Below are 15,362 nucleotides of genomic sequence, written 5' to 3' on the forward strand. Positions count from 1 at the left end.
TACCGCGGCTACACCGGAACCGTCGCCTCGGGCACCGTGTCCGTCGGCGACCAGGTGATCGTACTGCCGGCAGGCCGGCGCACGTCGGTCGCCGGGATCGACCGCGCAGTCATCAGCGCCACCGGTACCGCGGTCGCCGAACGGCCGTCCGCGGTCGCCGGCGAAGCCGTCACCGTCCGGCTCGCAGACGACCTCGACGTCGCCCGCGGATCGGTCATCGTCTCGGCCGATTCCTCCCCCGGCACCCGCCGGGAACTCCTCGCCACCCTGTGCTGGCTGTCGGAACGCCCACTGACCGTAGGCGCCCGGCTACTGATCAAGCACACCACCACCACCGCCCAGGCCATCGTCACCAAAATCAACGGCGCGCTCGATGTCAGTGGCACAGGCACGCTCTGCGTTTTGCCGGCCACCGGGCTCGAACTCAACGACATCGGCAAGGTACAGCTCAAAATCGCCGCACCACTCGCCGCCGACCCGTACTCCAGCAACAACACCACCGGATCGTTCCTGCTGATCGACGCCCACGACGGGTGGACACTGGCGGCCGGAATGATCGACGACGATCGCGAGTGAGCGATCGTCAGTTCGCGGCTGCTTTTACTTCGGCTTGGTTGAGGCCGAGCCAGGTTTCGAAGGACTGAAGCTCCGGGTTCAGCTCGCGGACCAGGTCGAGGTCGCGGGTGCCGGTGAAGCGGGCTGAGTCTTCTGCGTAGTACTGGAACATGTTGGCCATTTCGATGGCCATCGGGAAGGTGAAGCCGCGGAAGTCGTCCCAGGTGTGGGGTTGGTAGGTGACTTCTTCGCCGAGGGTCTTGGCGAGGGCGGCGGCGTACTGGGTGCCGGTGAGGTGGTCGCCGGCGATGCTGACCGTTTGGCCGATGAATTCTGGGCCGCGCTTGAAGATGCCCAGGGCGGTTTTGCCGATGTCTTCTGCTGCTATGCCGGAGAGGGGCTGGTCGGCCATGGGGAGGGTGAGGATGAGTTTGCCGTCCTCGCCGCGGACCGGGCCCATGCCCTGCTTGATCGCCTCGAAGTAGAAGGTGGTCTGCAGGAAGGTGGTCGGTACGCCGTACTTGGTGAAGAGGTCGTTGGCCTCGCCCTTGGCGTCGAAGTGCGGGACCTTGTACTTGCCGTCGTCGAGGCTCGGCACCCGGTCGGTCTCGCCGAAGTGGTCGCGGGTGTCTTCCAGCGTCGACCAGATCACGTGCTCGACACCGGCGTCCTTGGCGGCGCGGGCGGCCTTGTCGGCCTGCTCGAGCTCCATCTCGGCACGGGTCCGGGCGGCCTCCTCGGCCGGCGTCCGCTCGACCCAGTAGTTCGTCACGACGAAGGTGCCGTGCGCGCCGTCGAACGCCTTCCGCAGGCTCGTCTCGTCGTCGAGATCGGCCTCGACCACCTCGGCGCCGGCGGCCACCAGGGCCTTCGACTTCTCCGACTGCGCGTTCCGGGTGAGCGCCCGTACTGCGAACCGCTGCTCGGGGTCGGCCAGGATCGCCTGGACCAGCCCGCCGCCCTGTGAACCGGTAGCCCCGACCACGGCGATGAGCTTCTTGTCTGTCATCGAAAAATCTCCCTCGAAGATGTGGGTTGATGTGTCAACCTGCTCCGAGCATAGCGCGCTAGGTTGATGTGTCAACCCCGTCGAGTAGGATGGTGATCGTGACGAACGAACCGTGGCTCGACGACGACGAGCAGAAGGCCTGGCGTAGCTATCTGCAGATGCGCCGGACGCTGGAGACCCACCTGGCCCGGCACCTGCAGCGCGAGTTCGGCCTGTCCGAGTCCGATTTCGAGATCCTGGTCAACCTGTCCGAGTCCGAGACCGGCCGGATGCGGGCGTACGAGCTGGGTGAGGCGACCCAGTGGGAGAAGAGCCGGATGTCGCATCACCTGACCCGGATGGAGAAGCGCGGGCTGATCCGCAAGGAGGCCTGCGAGGCCCGCTACCCGGAGATCGTGCTGACCGAGGAGGGACTGGCCGCGATCAAGGCCTGCGCGCCGGGGCATGCCGCCCGGGTCCGCGAGTTCTTCGTCGACGTGCTCGGCCGGGAGCGGGTGCTCGCGTTGGGCCAGGCTGCCGACGACGTGATCGACGCGGTCGACAAGCACCAGCGGACCGACTGCCCGCCGGAGGTACGCGGCTGCGGCTGAGAGCCGCTCTCAGGGAGGTCTCAGGAGAACTTGACTCCGCCTTGAGGTTCTCTTGGCGTGCGCCTGAGGCCCCCGGCGGAAGGCTGAGGGCATGGTCACCACAGCGATCGACCCCCACTCAGACCGCACCCGTTGGCTGCGCAGGTCCGCCGCGGCCGCCATCGCCACCGTCGTCCTCGGGATCACCGGGACGGGGCTGGCCGTCGGCATCGTCAGCGCACGCCAGTCCGACTCGTCCGGCGGCACCCAGGCCGCCAGCTCCGACGACTCCAGCAGCACCGACAGTGGCAGCGGCTCCGGCAGCTCCTCGGACAACGGCAGCAGCTCCGACAGTGGCAGCAGCGGCCTCGGTACTGCCCAGCCGGACGCTCCCACCCAAGGCGGGAGCAACGGCTCATGACCGCCTCGCGCACCTGGCAGGCGTGGAGCTGCACCGTCCGCCTGACCGTTGACGATCCCGTAGTACTCGGCGCGGCCACCGGCGCTCTCAAGGCGCTGATGGATCGCGTGGACAAAGCCGCCAGCCGTTTCAGACCCGACTCCGAGCTGTCCGCGGTCAACACCCGCGCCGGCTCCATGGTCCCGGTCTCTCGCCTACTGGTCGACCTGGTCGACGTAAGCCTCGTCGCGGCCTCCAACAGTGGCGGTGCTGTCGACCCGACAGTAGGAGCCGCCGTAGTCGCCGCTGGCTACGACAGTGACATCGAAACCGTCCGCACTCGCCTCCCCAAGCCGGCAGGACGTGCTGTACCGGCCCCTGGCTGGCAGCAGGTCCGGTTGAACCGCAAGATCGCCATGGTCGGCGTTCCCGAGGGCGTCTCCCTCGACCTCGGCGCCACCGCGAAGGCCTGGACCGCAGACCGGGCGGCCCTGGTCCTCAGTAAGCGCCACGGCTGCGCAGTACTGGTCGAGATCGGCGGAGACCTCCGTGCAGCCGGTACGCCGGCCGAGCCCTGGGTCATCCGAGTAGCAGAACGCGAAGGTGAAGAAGGTGTAGCGGTAACCCTCGCCCATGGCGGCCTGACCACCTCCACCCGTACTGCGAGAAGCTGGCTGACCCCAACGGGCCACGGCCACCACGTCATCGACCCCCGCACCGGCCGACCCGCCGACGGACGCTGGCGCACGGCATCGGTCTGGGCGCCGACCGCCGTACGAGCCAACACCTTCAGCACCGCCCTGATCGCCACCGGCGAAGCGGCATTGGGGCGACTGACTCTCGCTGGACACCCGGCCCGGCTCATAGCCGGCGATGGCGAGGTCACCGAGCTGTCGGGCTGGCCCGCCGCGAGCAGGGCCGCCTGATGACGTTGTGGTACCTGGCACGCGCCGCCGGCGTGATGGCCCTCATCTTCTTCACCCTGGCCGCGTCCCTCGGCGCACTGGGCTCAGGGAGCAGAACGCCGGAGCGACGGTTCTGGCTGCAGTACGTCCACAGGTCGGCTGCTGTGACCGGCCTGCTGCTCCTGCTCGCGCATGTCGTGGCAGTGATCGCCGACAGCTTCGTGGACATCAGTGTGTCCGTCCTGGTCTGGCCGTTCGGCTCCGGCTATCGGCCGTTCGCGATGGTGGTCGGAGTGCTCGCCTTCTACGCCCTGGTACTCGCAGCACTCGTCGGTGCCGCCCGGGGACGGCTTGCCCGTTCCGAGGCCTTCACCAAGCGCTGGCGCTCGATCCACGTCGCGGCCTCGGTCGGCTGGCTCCTGGCCGTCGGCCACAGCCTGCTGGCCGGCACTGACCGCAGTACGCCGTGGATGCTCGCGATCACTCTCACCTGCTTGGCAGCTGTCGGCGCATCCGTCGCCGTACGCCTGCGGAGCAGGACGACCGTTCGGCTGGTGAGGACCTCATGACGATCCTGCAAGAGACCCCTACGTCCCTGCGCGCCATCGGGCAGCCGCGGCTGCTGGCCGGGTTGACCACCGGTCGCACAGACCTTCAACGGCACCTCCAGGTGCACGGCCCGCTCCCGGAACTCAGTAGGGAGGCCTACACCGAACTAGCGACGGCCGTAGGTCTCAGGGGTCGCGGGGGAGCAGCCTTCCCGGTCGCAATCAAGCTCGCGGACCTCCCGTCCAGGGGGACCGAGGCTGTAGTGATCAACGGCTCCGAGAGTGAGCCGGTCAGTCGCAAGGACCGTCTCCTCCTCACCATGGCGCCGCACCTCGTACTAGACGGCGCTACCGGTCTGGCACGAGCGTTGAAGGCCCCACTGGTTCTAGTAGCGGTGCACGACCCCGCTGCGGCCGCCTCAGTTAGGGCTGCACTCCTAGAGCGGCAGGACGGCGTGGAGGTGCAGGTGTCCGACACGCCCGGCCGCTTCGTCGCAGGCGAGGCCCGGGCTGTGTTGAGCGTCTTGGAGGGAGGTCCACCGGTCCCGCCTGGTCGGAAGGTGCTGCCGACCAGGAAGGGCTACAACCGCCGTCCTACCTTCCTCTCGAACGTCGAGACCTTCGCCCAGCTCGCAGTACTGGCCCGGCTCGGCGCCCACGAGTTCAGCAGCACCGGTTTGATCAGTGAGCCCGGCACCCAACTCCTGACGATCGACGGCGCAGTAGAGCGCCCAGGGGTGGTCGAGACTCCGACCGGTACTCCGCTAGAGGCCGTACTACGCTTCGCCGGCGCCTCCCCAGGCCCCGTACTGGTCGGCGGGTACCACGGCAAGTGGCTACCAAGCGACCTGAGTCGACCCGAGACGACTGGCGGCGCAGGCATCGTCCTAGCGCTCGGTACGCACACCTGCCCGCTAGGCGAGGTCCACCGAGTCGCCCAGTGGCTAGCGAGCCAGTCCGCCGGCCAATGCGGCCCCTGCGTCTTCGGACTGGCCGCCCTGGTCGACGACTTCGGCCGCCTCGTCAACGGAGACCCCGCCGGCTGGCACGACGCACAACGGCACCTGGGGCTGGTACCGGGTCGTGGAGCCTGTGCGCACCCGGACGGATCGGCCCGCTTCCTCGCCTCGGCGCTCGAGGCGTTCGACGACGACATCCGGCAGCACCTGGCCGGCGGCTGTGGTCGCTCGGTCCTGGGCGTGCTGCCGGTACCCGGAGGTACCTGGTGAAAAAGCTGGAAATCGACTGGACCCGCTGCGACGGCCACGGCCTCTGCGGAACCCTCCTGCCCGACGACGTCTGGCTCGACGAATGGGGGTTCCCGGTCATCCGGGACCGCGAGATCACCCGTGGTGAACAGGCGAACGCGCGGCGCGCAGTACTGGCCTGCCCGGCCCTCGCGCTACGGCTGACGAGGACTGTTAAACGTGATTCGTAAGGCATCGGAAAGGACCGTCCCGACATCACACCAGTGACAGAAGTGGACTAATCTCTGAGGAGGGGCACAGAGTCGTGTCTCTCGGCGCAGAGCGTCGTTTTTGTCACGTGTGGAGACGGTGGGGAATGCAGAGCAAGCTGGACGTCCAGAAGGCGGATGTGCTCGCCAAGGCGGTGACCGCGGGGTCACACGGCAACGAGGTCGACGCGGGGAAGTTGCGCACCTTCCTGGAGCGGTACTACCGCTACGTCGCTGCCGAGGACGTCGCCGAGCGGCAGCCGACCGACTGTCTGGGCGCCGCCAAGCACCACTACAAGTCTGCGCTCTCCCGGCCACAGGGCACCGCGAAGGTGCACGTCTTCACACCGACGCTCGAGGAGCACGGCTGGTCGGCGAACGGCCGGACCGTGGTCGAGATCGTGATCGATGACATGCCGTTCCTGGTGGACAGCGCGTCGATGGTGATCACCGACCACAACCTCGAGCTGCAGCTGCTCGTGCACCCGCAGTTCGTGGTCCGCCGCGACGTGGCCGGCACCCTGCAGGAGGTGCTCGACGACGCGGCCGCCGCGGACGAGCACGACCTGGTCCGGGAGAGCTGGATGCACCTCGAGGTCGAGCGGATCGCCGACCCCGCGGAGCACCGCGAGCTGGAGCAGGCCTTGCAGCGCGTCCTCGGCGACGTCCGCGAGGCCGTCGAGGACTGGCCGAAGATGCACGAGAAGGCCGTCTCGATCGCCGAGTCGCTCGACCCGGCCAAGCTGCCGGTCGGCGCCGGAGAGGTCGAAGAGGCCAAGGAACTGCTGGAGTGGCTCGCCGACGAGCACTTCACCTTTCTCGGGTACCGCGAGTACAGCTTCACCATGAACGGCGAGCAGGGCGTCCTGCGCGGCATCCCCGGCACCGGCCTGGGCATCCTGCGACCGGACCCGAAGCTCGACGAGAACGCCGGCAAGCTGCCGCCCGAGGTGAGCGCCAAGGCCCGCGAGCGCAAGCTGCTGATCCTCACCAAGGCCAACTCGCGCTCCACCGTGCACCGCTCGTCCTACCTGGACTACGTCGGCATCAAGGAGTTCGACGAGAACGGTGAGCCCGTCTCTGAGCGCCGGTTCATCGGGCTGCTCTCCTCGACGGCGTACACCGAGAGCGTCATGCAGGTCCCGGTACTGCGCCGCAAGGCGATCGAGCTGTTCGCCCGTACCGGCTTCGACCCCAACAGCCACAGTGGCAAGGGCCTGCTGGACGTACTGGAGACCTACCCGCGCGACGAGCTGCTGCAGGCGCCGGTGGAGGACCTATTGCCGATCGTGCAGTCCGTACTGCACCTGCAGGAGCGTCGGGCGGTCAAGCTGTTCGTCCGCCGCGACGTCTACAACCGGTACCTGTCCTGCCTCGTCTACCTGCCGCGTGACCGCTACACCACGGCGGTCCGGCTCAAGATGCAGCAGATCCTCAAGGACGCGATCGGGGCCGAGTCGGTCGACTACGCCGCCTACGTGACCGAGTCCGTGCTCGCCCGGGTGCACTTCGTCGTCCGGATGAAGCAGGGCGAGACGGTGGGGGACTTCGACTCCGAGATCCTCGAGCAGAAGGTCGTCGAGGCGACCCGTGCCTGGCAGGACGACTTCAACGTCGCGCTGCACGCCGACGGCGGCGACGGAGCGGTCACCCAGCTGGCGAGTCAGTACGCGAACGCGTTCCCCGAGGCGTACAAGGAAGACTTCGACGCCCGGGTCGCCGTGCGGGACGTGAAGATCCTGGACGGCCTCCCGCCCCAGGACGGGCTGGCCATGTCGCTGTACAGCCCGATCGACGAGGAGTGGGAGGGCGAGCGCCGGTTCAAGGTCTACCGGACCGGTACGTCGCTGTCGCTGTCGCAGGTGCTGCCGCTGCTGACCCACATGGGCGTCGAGGTGATCGACGAGCGGCCGTACGAGATCCGCCGGCCCAGTGGTACGGCGTACATCTATGACTTCGGGCTCCGGGCGCCGCAGGGCTCCGAGGAGAAGGAAGAGCTGCGTGGGCTCTTCTCCGACACCTTCCAGGCCGTGTGGCAAGGCAAGGCGGAGAGCGACGCGCTCAACGCCCTGGTACTGCGCGGCAGCCTCAGCTGGCGACAGGTCTCCATCCTGCGTGCGTACCAGCGCTACATCCGGCAGGGCGGCACGCCGTTCAGCCAGAGCTACATCGAGAACACCTTCCTCAACCACGTGGACATCGCGAAGCTGCTCGTCCAGCTGTTCGAGACGAGCTTCGACCCGTCCCGGGGCGCGGCCGACGACCCGAACCGGATGATCGCGGTCGAGCAGCTGCAGAAGGAGATCGGTACCGCGCTCGACACGGTGAAGAGCCTCGACGAGGACCGGATCCTGCGCTCGTACCTGACCGTCATCAAGGCGACGCTGCGGACGAACTACTTCCTCCCGGCCGCCGACGGGACGCCACGGACGTACATCTCGTTCAAGCTGGAGCCGAAGGCGATCCCGGACCTGCCGCAGCCGCGGCCGGCGTACGAGATCTTCGTGTACTCGCCGCCGGTCGAGGGTGTGCACCTGCGCTTCGGCGCGGTCGCGCGTGGTGGGTTGCGCTGGTCGGACCGGCGGGAGGACTTCCGGACCGAGGTGCTGGGCCTGGTGAAGGCGCAGATGGTGAAGAACTCGGTGATCGTGCCGGTGGGTGCGAAGGGTGGGTTCTACGCCAAGCAGCTGCCGGATCCGGCTGTTGATCGCGACGCGTGGCTGGCCGAGGGGATCGCGTCGTACAAGACCTTTATTTCGGGGCTTCTGGACATCACGGACAACATTGTTGCCGGGGACATCGTTCCGCCGGCTGACGTTGTTCGTTATGACGGTGACGACGCGTATCTGGTGGTTGCCGCGGACAAGGGGACGGCGACGTTCTCGGACATCGCGAACGGGGTCGCCAAGGAGTACGGGTTCTGGCTGGGTGACGCGTTCGCGTCGGGCGGCTCGGTCGGGTACGACCACAAGGCGATGGGGATCACCGCGCGTGGTGCGTGGGAGTCGGTCAAGCGGCACTTCCGTGAGATGGGCCACGACTGCCAGAACGCGGACTTCACCGTGGTCGGCGTCGGTGACATGTCGGGCGACGTGTTCGGCAACGGGATGCTGTTGTCGGAGCACATCCGGCTGGTCGCGGCGTTCGACCACCGGCACATCTTCCTCGACCCCAACCCCGACGCGGCGTCGTCCTTTGTCGAGCGGCGGCGGTTGTTCGACCTGCCGCGGTCGTCGTGGGCGGACTACGACGCCGACCTGATCTCGGCCGGCGGCGGCGTCTACCCGCGGACCGACAAGGCGATCCCGATCTCGGCCGAGGTCCGGGCGGCGCTCGGCCTGGAGGGTCACCCGGACGCGCTGACGCCGAACGAGTTGATGCAGGCGATCGTCAAGGCGCCGGTCGACCTGTTCTGGAACGGCGGCATCGGTACGTACGTGAAGGCCGCCTCGGAGACGCACGCCGATGTCGGCGACAAGGCCAACGACGCGATCCGGATCAACGGGGCCGACCTGCGGGCTCGCGCCGTCGGTGAAGGCGGCAACCTGGGCTTCACCCAGCTCGGCCGGATCGAGTACGCGACCGCCGGCGGCCGGATCAACACCGACTTCATCGACAACGTGGCCGGCGTGGACACCTCCGACCACGAGGTGAACATCAAGATCCTGCTCGACAAGGTGGTCGCCGACGGGGACCTGACCGAGAAGCAGCGCAACGACGTGATCGCGTCGATGACGGACGAGGTCGCCGCGCTGGTGCTCAAGTCGAACTACCGGCAGAACATCGGGCTGGCCAACGCTACCGCGCAGGCGGCGGCGCTGCTGCACGTCCACCAGGACTGGGTCCGGCGGCTGGAGAAGCAAGGCCTGCTCAACCGGGAGCTGGAGTTCCTGCCGAGCGTCGCGGAGTTCAAGCGGCGCAAGCTGGAGGGGCGTGGGCTGACCTCGCCGGAGCTGTCGGTGCTGATCGCGTACACGAAGATCGTGCTCGAGGCCGAGTTGCTCAAGACGACGCTGCCCGATGACGACTACCTCGCCGCGAAGCTGGTGTCGTACTTCCCGAAGGCGATCCAGGACCGGTTCGCCGAGCCGATGAAGTCGCACCAGCTGCGCCGGGAGATCATCACCACGCAGGTGGTGAACGAGTTCATCAACTCGTCCGGCATCACGGCGTACCACCGGTTGTCGCTGGAGACGGGTGGGTCGGTCGAGGACGTCGTACGGGCCAACCTGGCCGCGTCGCGGATCTTCGCCCAGCCGGAGCTGCTGGCCCGCAACGCCGAGCTCGACAACATCGTGGACGCCGGCACCCAGACCGCGATGCGGCTGGAGACGCGGACGCTGGTGGAGCGGGCGACGCGCTGGCTGGTGTCGAACCGGCGCTCTCCGGTGGACATCGCCGAGCTGATCGAGTTCTTCGCCCCGGGGATCGCCAAGCTCACCGCTGCTCTGCCCGAGGTACTACGGGGTCGCGAGCTGGCTCTCTACGAGCAGCGGCGTCAGGCGCTGCTCGAGAAGGACGTGCCGGAGGACTTCGCGACGCGGATCGCGGTACTGCCACCGGCGTACGCGGCGCTGGGGATCGTGGAGACGGCGGACCGGGCCGATCTCGACGTACTGGAGGTCGCCAAGGTCCACTTCGCGCTGGGCGAGCGGCTGCAACTCGGCCTCTTCCTGGAGCGCATCATCGGGCTGCCACGGACCGACCGCTGGCAGACGATGGCGCGAGCGGCCCTCCGCGACGACCTGCACGCGGTCCACGCACGGCTGACCGCTCAGGTCCTCGCGGCCACCGACGCCGCCGCCGAGCCCGAGGACCGCGTCATCGCCTGGCAGGACATGAACGAAACGGCCCTGTCCCGAGCCGCCACGATGATGGAGGAAATCGTCGAGACGGAGGGCCCAGAACTGGCCCACCTCTCCGTCGGCCTCCGCCTGGTCCGCACCCTCCTCAACAACCAGGCCTGACCACGACTCAGCACCTCGGACACCAAATGGCGACCTTGAACATGAAATAACGTGTTCAAGGTCGCCATTTGGTGTCCGAGGTCGCCACAACCTGCCGCGGGTTAGAGTTCGGGCGTGGCGACGCTTGAGGATCTGGTGGGGCGTAGTGAGTATCCGGGGCGTGGGGTGGCGATCGGGCGGGATGTCGACGGTGTGCCGTTCGCGGCGTACTGGCTGACCGGGCGGAGTCCAGCCTCGCAGCAACGGGAGCTGGTGGTTTCGGAGTACGAGATCACCGTGCAGGACCTCAAGGGCGACGGGGCGGACGAGCTGCGGCACTACACGGCGGCGATCCGCACCGAGGACTGGGTCATCGTCGGCAACGGCAGCCATGTCCACGAGCTCGCCGCCGCGCACGGCGACTGCGTCGACCTGCAGGTCGTACTCCGCAACATCGACTACGAGCCCGACCCACCCATCCGCACCCCTCGAATCTTCGCCGGCGCCGTCACCGAGGGCCCCGAGCTGATGGACGTCGTCGTCGGCTCCGCCCGCTCGTACTCCGCGGACCAGGTCCAGCACCCGTCCCTGTTCCTCCGCCGCTCGGAAGAGGCGACCGCAGGCGTAGTCAACACCTACTCCGGCAGCACCACCGAGGTAGTAACCGACGGCTACCCCATAGTCGTCGCGGTCAACGAGGAATGGGAATCCCTCCCCGACCTCCTCTGGAACCGCCTCAACCCGGCCCTACGAGTCGCCCTCGTAGTCATCCCCCTACACGTCGAAACCTTCGAAGACTCAATCATCCGCTCACGCTGACGGAGTTCGGCGGGAGCTCTCCCAGCGCGGCTTGAGCTCAGGGAGCAGGGCAGCCAGGTAGGCCTTGGCATCTTCGACGGTATGCATCGGCAGCGGGAGCCCGACTCCGAACAGTCCCCAGCTGTTGTGATTCGGAGGCTTGACCTCGTCGAAGTGCACAGCAGTCTCCGACTGCCAGATCAGGCCGGCTCGCGAGTCGTCCGGCGCCACCACGAAGCCGTCGCCGTAGGTATCGGGGGCTGCCAAGAAGTCGGTGATCATGCCGAAGCAGAAGCCGTCGACCTCGGTCTCGTCCAGCACCCGGAAGCCGTAGTAGGCGGGCGCTCCCGGCGGTGGGTTGAGGAAGCTGCCGTCGTCAACTGCGAGTGGGCGAACGACCGGCTGTTGATCTGTCATGGCCAGATGATGGCATTGCTCAGCGTTCGGAGACGATGACGTCGACTGAGTATTGGTCGGCTCGGTAGCAGTGGTCGCCGAATTCTACGGGGGAGCCGTCGGCGTCGTAGGCGCTGCGGGTCATGGTGACGAGGGGTTCGGCCTTGGACATGTGCAGGGTTCGGCGTTCCTCGGCGGTGGCGTTGCGGGCGCCGATGCGTTGGCGGGCGACGGTGGGGCGGATGCCGCGGGCGCGGAGTACGGCGTACAGGCCGTCGGTTTCGAGGAGTTCGGTGGTCAGGTCGTCCATTGCCGGGGGCAACCAGTTGCGGAGGATCGCGAGCGGTTGGTCGCCGGCGTACCGGAGCCTGACGATGGAGACCAGCGGGGTGCCGGTCGGGAGGCTGAGCGCCTCGGCCGCGCGATCGTCCTGAGCGGCACAGACCAGGGACAGTACTTCGGTACGCGGAGTGCGACCCTCACGGACCAGATCGTCGTACAGGCTGGTCAGCTCCGCCCGCCGATGCACCATCTGGTTGGCGACCGTCGTGCCGATGCCGCGGCGGCGGACCAGCAGGCCCTTGTTGACCAGCTCGGAGATCGCCCGGCGCACCGTCGGCCGGGACAGGCTGAGCCGGCCGGACATCGCCAGCTCGTTCTCGAACGGGTCGCCCGGGCGCAGGGTGCCGTCGCTGATCGCGGCGGTCAGCTGCTCGGCGAGCTGGTGATAGAGCGGCACCGGACTCGTCCGATCGATCTGGATCGGGAGGGCGGCCATGCTGCGGATGTTACAGGAAGGAGGTTTGTATGTCCCGACGTGAAAATGTGCTTACAAAGTATTGACACGCCTGGTGCGGCCAGCAAAGCTGACGGGGCGAACCAGCACCGCGGGTGGGCTGGTCCGGCGGACAGCCACGAGCCTTGACGAGAGGGATGCCAGGATGCGAATCGGGTTGGTCGGAACCGGGCGGATCGGGGCGTTCCACGCCGCGACGCTGAAGAGTCTGGCGGCGGTGGAGCAGGTGGTCGTCACCGACGCCGACGCCAGCCGGGCGGAGCTGGTCGCCAAGGACCTCGGCCTGGAGTTCGCTGCCTCCGTGGACGATCTGCTCGCCGCCGGCATCGACGGGTTCGTCATCGCCGCGGCCACCTCGGCGCACGCGGCCCTCATCTCCCAGGCCGTCGCCGCAGGCATTCCGACCTTCTGCGAGAAGCCGGTCGCCATCGATCTCGGCGAGACGCAGCGGATCGTCGAGCTGGTCGAGGGCTCGGACGTGCCGGTGCACATCGGCTTCCAGCGCCGCTTCGACGCCGGGTACCGCTCGGCGCAGGAGCAGGTCGCGAGCGGTGAGCTCGGCTTCATCCACCACATCCGCGCGAACACCAACGACGCGTTCCCGCCGCCGCGCGAGTACATCCCGACCAGCGGCGGCTTCTTCCGCGACTGCACGGTGCACGACTTCGACATCATCCGGTTCGTCACCGGTCGCGAGGTGGCCAGCGTCTTCGCCACCGGCGCCAACCGTGGCGAGTCGTTCTTCGGTGAGTACGGCGACATCGACGCCGCGGCCGCGTTGCTGACCCTCGACGACAGCACCTTCGTCGCGGTGAGCGGCACCCGCTACAACGCGGCCGGCCACGACGTGCGGATGGAGGTGCTCGGTTCGCTCGGCTCGATCGCGGTCGGCCTTGACGAGCACACCGCGTTGCGTTCGGCCGAGCCCGGTGTCACGTTCCCCGGCGGACAGTCGCACGGGACGTTCATGGACCGGTTCCAGCCGGCGTACGTCGCCGAGCTGACCGCCTTCACCGAGGTGGTCGCCGGCACCCGCGCCGTCCCCTGCACGGTCCGTGACGCCTTGCAGGCCTTCCGAATTGCCGACGCATGCGAACTGTCCCGACGCGAGAACCGCGTTGTTTCCTTGGAGGAGATCGGCCGATGAGTGACGTTGCCACCAGGATCGCCGGAGCACCCATCTCGTGGGGTGTCTGCGAGGTCCCGGACTGGGGTTGGCAGTACGACCCGGAGACGGTGCTGGCGCAGATGCGCGAGGTGGGCATCGCGGCGACCGAGTTCGGGCCGGACGGGTTCCTGCCCGATGATCCGGCCGACAAGGCGAAGGCACTCGCGGATCTCGGGTTGCGGGCGGTCGGCGGATTCGTGCCGGTCGTGCTGCATGACCCTTCGCACGATCCGGCTCCTGAGGTCGCGCGTGCTCTGGAAGGGTTTGTCGCTGCTGGGGCCAGCACGCTGGTACTTGCGGCCGCGACCGGTGCGGAGGGGTACGACGACCGCCCGGTACTCGACGACGCCGGCTGGGCCACCTTGCTGGCCAACCTCGACGCGCTGGCCGGGCTGGCTGCCAAGCAGGGGATCACGGCGACGCTGCACCCGCACGTCGGCACGATGGTCGAGAATGCTGCGGATGTCGACCGCGTGCTTGCGGGCTCGACGATCGGGCTCACGCTCGACACCGGGCACCTGCTGATCGGTGGGGTCGACCCGGTGGCGTTGGCGCTGAAGCACACTTCGCGGATCCTGCACACGCATCTCAAGGATGTCGATGCCGCCTGGGCAGCGAAGGTGCAGTCGGGCGAGGTCAGCTACACGGACGCCGTCCGAGCTGGGATGTACCGGCCGTTGGGTGGCGGCGACATCGACCTCGCCACGATCGTGTCGGCGCTGGAGAAGTCCGGCTATGACGGCTGGTACGTGCTGGAGCAGGACACGATTTTGACCGGGCGGCCTGATGGGGACGGGCCGCTGGCCGACGTACGGGCGAGTATCGAGCACCTGCGGCGGATCGCGGAGGCGGTCTGATGGGCGACGACGTACTGACCATCGGGCGGATCGGGGTCGACCTGTATCCGTTGCAGACGGGGACGCATCTCGAGGATGTCGAGAGCTTCGGCAAGTTCCTCGGCGGGAGTGCGACGAACGTTGCCGTCGCCGCCGCCCGGCACGGCCGGAAGTCGGCGGTGATCAGCCGGACCGGGAACGATCCGTTCGGCACCTTCATCCACCGGACGCTGCTGGAGCTGGGGGTGGACGACAGGTTTGTCACGCCTGTCGACGGGCTGCCGACGCCGATCACGTTCTGCGAGATCTTCCCGCCGGACAATTTTCCCTTGTACTTCTACCGGTTCCCGAAGGCGCCGGATCTGGTGATCAACCCGTCCGAGCTCGATCTGGACGCGATTCGTGATGCGTCGATCTACTGGTCGACGGTCACCGGGTTGTCGGCGGAACCCAGTCGCACGGCGCACTTCAGAGCTTGGGAGGCTCGCGAACGTCGGCAGTTCACCGTCCTCGACCTGGACTACCGGCCGATGTTCTGGGCGGATCCGAGCGAGGCGCACGAGCAGGTCGAGCGCGCGTTGCAACACTGCACGGTTGCCGTGGGCAACCGAGAAGAGTGTGAGGTTGCCGTCGGCGAGACAGACCCCGACAAGGCAGCCCAGGCCCTACTGGACCGCGGCCTGGACCTGGCAGTCGTCAAGCAAGGCCCGAAGGGCACCCTGGCCCGCACCCGCGACGAACGTGTCGAGGTCCCGCCCTTCCCGGTCGAGGTAGTCAACGGCCTAGGCGCCGGCGACGGCTTCGGCGGCGCCCTCTGCCACGGCCTACTCGCCGGCTGGCCGCTCGAGAAGGTCATCCGCTTCGCCAACATCGCCGGCGCCATCGTCGCCTCCCGCCTCGAATGCTCCACCGCCATGCCCACCGAAGCCGAAGTCCTCGCCCTCCTGGAGCAATCCGCATGACCGCGCCCGAGAACGACC

At 67.9% G+C, this 15,362-nt stretch carries 14 protein-coding genes and 1 pseudogene; 12 read left to right on the plus strand and 3 right to left on the minus strand.

Annotated elements, in window-relative coordinates:
* Nucleotides 1-576 (plus strand): annotated as a pseudogene (locus AB0M15_RS38660) (hypothetical protein); the annotation flags it as partial.
* 7 nt (nt 577-583) lie between these two features.
* On the opposite strand, the gene AB0M15_RS38665 reads toward AB0M15_RS38660, so the two are convergent.
* Nucleotides 584-1,564: an NmrA/HSCARG family protein gene (locus tag AB0M15_RS38665; protein WP_363831020.1), complete on the minus strand. Its 981-nt coding sequence runs from the start codon at nt 1,562-1,564 to the stop codon at nt 584-586.
* Nucleotides 1,565-1,653: 89 nt separating this feature from the next.
* On the opposite strand from AB0M15_RS38665, the gene AB0M15_RS38670 reads away from it, so the two are divergent.
* The 8 genes from AB0M15_RS38670 (at nt 1,654) to AB0M15_RS38705 (ending at nt 11,207) form a co-directional block, all read left to right on the plus strand.
* On the plus strand, nt 1,654-2,154 hold the full coding sequence (locus AB0M15_RS38670) for a MarR family transcriptional regulator (protein WP_363831023.1): 501 nt from the start codon (nt 1,654-1,656) through the stop codon (nt 2,152-2,154).
* A 91-nt stretch (nt 2,155-2,245) separates the two neighbouring features.
* Nucleotides 2,246-2,554 (plus strand): hypothetical protein, encoded by a 309-nt coding sequence (locus AB0M15_RS38675; protein WP_363831026.1) that lies wholly within the window; start codon nt 2,246-2,248, stop codon nt 2,552-2,554.
* Entirely contained in the window at nt 2,551-3,459 is a 909-nt protein-coding gene (locus AB0M15_RS38680) for an FAD:protein FMN transferase (protein WP_363831029.1), read from the plus strand. Before AB0M15_RS38675 ends, AB0M15_RS38680 begins: the two co-directional genes overlap by 4 nt.
* A complete protein-coding gene (locus AB0M15_RS38685; RefSeq protein WP_363831032.1) occupies nt 3,459-4,007 on the plus strand; it encodes a hypothetical protein in 549 nt (182 codons plus the stop codon). The genes AB0M15_RS38680 and AB0M15_RS38685 overlap by 1 nt, the downstream gene beginning before the upstream one ends.
* Nucleotides 4,004-5,215: an NADH-ubiquinone oxidoreductase-F iron-sulfur binding region domain-containing protein gene (locus AB0M15_RS38690; RefSeq protein WP_363831035.1), complete on the plus strand. Its 1,212-nt coding sequence runs from the start codon at nt 4,004-4,006 to the stop codon at nt 5,213-5,215. The genes AB0M15_RS38685 and AB0M15_RS38690 overlap by 4 nt, the downstream gene beginning before the upstream one ends.
* A complete protein-coding gene (locus AB0M15_RS38695) occupies nt 5,212-5,424 on the plus strand; it encodes a ferredoxin (RefSeq protein WP_343984263.1) in 213 nt (70 codons plus the stop codon). Before AB0M15_RS38690 ends, AB0M15_RS38695 begins: the two co-directional genes overlap by 4 nt.
* Nucleotides 5,425-5,549: 125 nt before the next feature.
* Nucleotides 5,550-10,409: an NAD-glutamate dehydrogenase gene (locus AB0M15_RS38700; protein ID WP_363831040.1), complete on the plus strand. Its 4,860-nt coding sequence runs from the start codon at nt 5,550-5,552 to the stop codon at nt 10,407-10,409.
* Between the two features lie 114 nt (nt 10,410-10,523).
* Nucleotides 10,524-11,207, plus strand: a complete 684-nt coding sequence (locus AB0M15_RS38705; RefSeq protein ID WP_363831043.1) for an IMP cyclohydrolase — start codon at nt 10,524-10,526, stop codon at nt 11,205-11,207.
* Here AB0M15_RS38705 and AB0M15_RS38710 read toward each other — a convergent pair.
* Both AB0M15_RS38710 and AB0M15_RS38715 read right to left on the minus strand, forming a co-directional pair.
* Complete coding sequence (locus tag AB0M15_RS38710) at nt 11,199-11,603, minus strand: hypothetical protein (protein ID WP_363831047.1); 405 nt, start codon at nt 11,601-11,603, stop codon at nt 11,199-11,201. The genes AB0M15_RS38705 and AB0M15_RS38710 overlap by 9 nt on opposite strands.
* A gap of 19 nt (nt 11,604-11,622) precedes the next feature.
* A complete protein-coding gene (locus tag AB0M15_RS38715) occupies nt 11,623-12,360 on the minus strand; it encodes a GntR family transcriptional regulator (RefSeq protein WP_363831050.1) in 738 nt (245 codons plus the stop codon).
* 163 nt (nt 12,361-12,523) lie between these two features.
* Between AB0M15_RS38715 and AB0M15_RS38720 the strand changes: the two genes are divergently transcribed.
* From AB0M15_RS38720 to iolC, 3 genes are read left to right on the plus strand one after another with little or no spacing between them, the layout of a single operon-like run.
* Nucleotides 12,524-13,525 carry a Gfo/Idh/MocA family oxidoreductase gene (locus AB0M15_RS38720; RefSeq protein ID WP_363831054.1) on the plus strand — a complete coding sequence of 334 codons (1,002 nt, stop codon included), beginning with the start codon at nt 12,524-12,526 and terminating at the stop codon, nt 13,523-13,525.
* Nucleotides 13,522-14,403 carry a sugar phosphate isomerase/epimerase gene (locus AB0M15_RS38725; RefSeq protein ID WP_363831057.1) on the plus strand — a complete coding sequence of 294 codons (882 nt, stop codon included), beginning with the start codon at nt 13,522-13,524 and terminating at the stop codon, nt 14,401-14,403. Before AB0M15_RS38720 ends, AB0M15_RS38725 begins: the two co-directional genes overlap by 4 nt.
* Entirely contained in the window at nt 14,403-15,344 is a 942-nt protein-coding gene (iolC, locus tag AB0M15_RS38730; RefSeq protein ID WP_363831060.1) for a 5-dehydro-2-deoxygluconokinase, read from the plus strand. Before AB0M15_RS38725 ends, iolC begins: the two co-directional genes overlap by 1 nt.
* The last annotated feature ends 18 nt before the right edge of the window (nt 15,345-15,362 follow it).

Source organism: Kribbella sp. NPDC051718 (assembly GCF_040681515.1).
Classification (GTDB): Bacteria; Actinomycetota; Actinomycetes; order Propionibacteriales; family Kribbellaceae; genus Kribbella.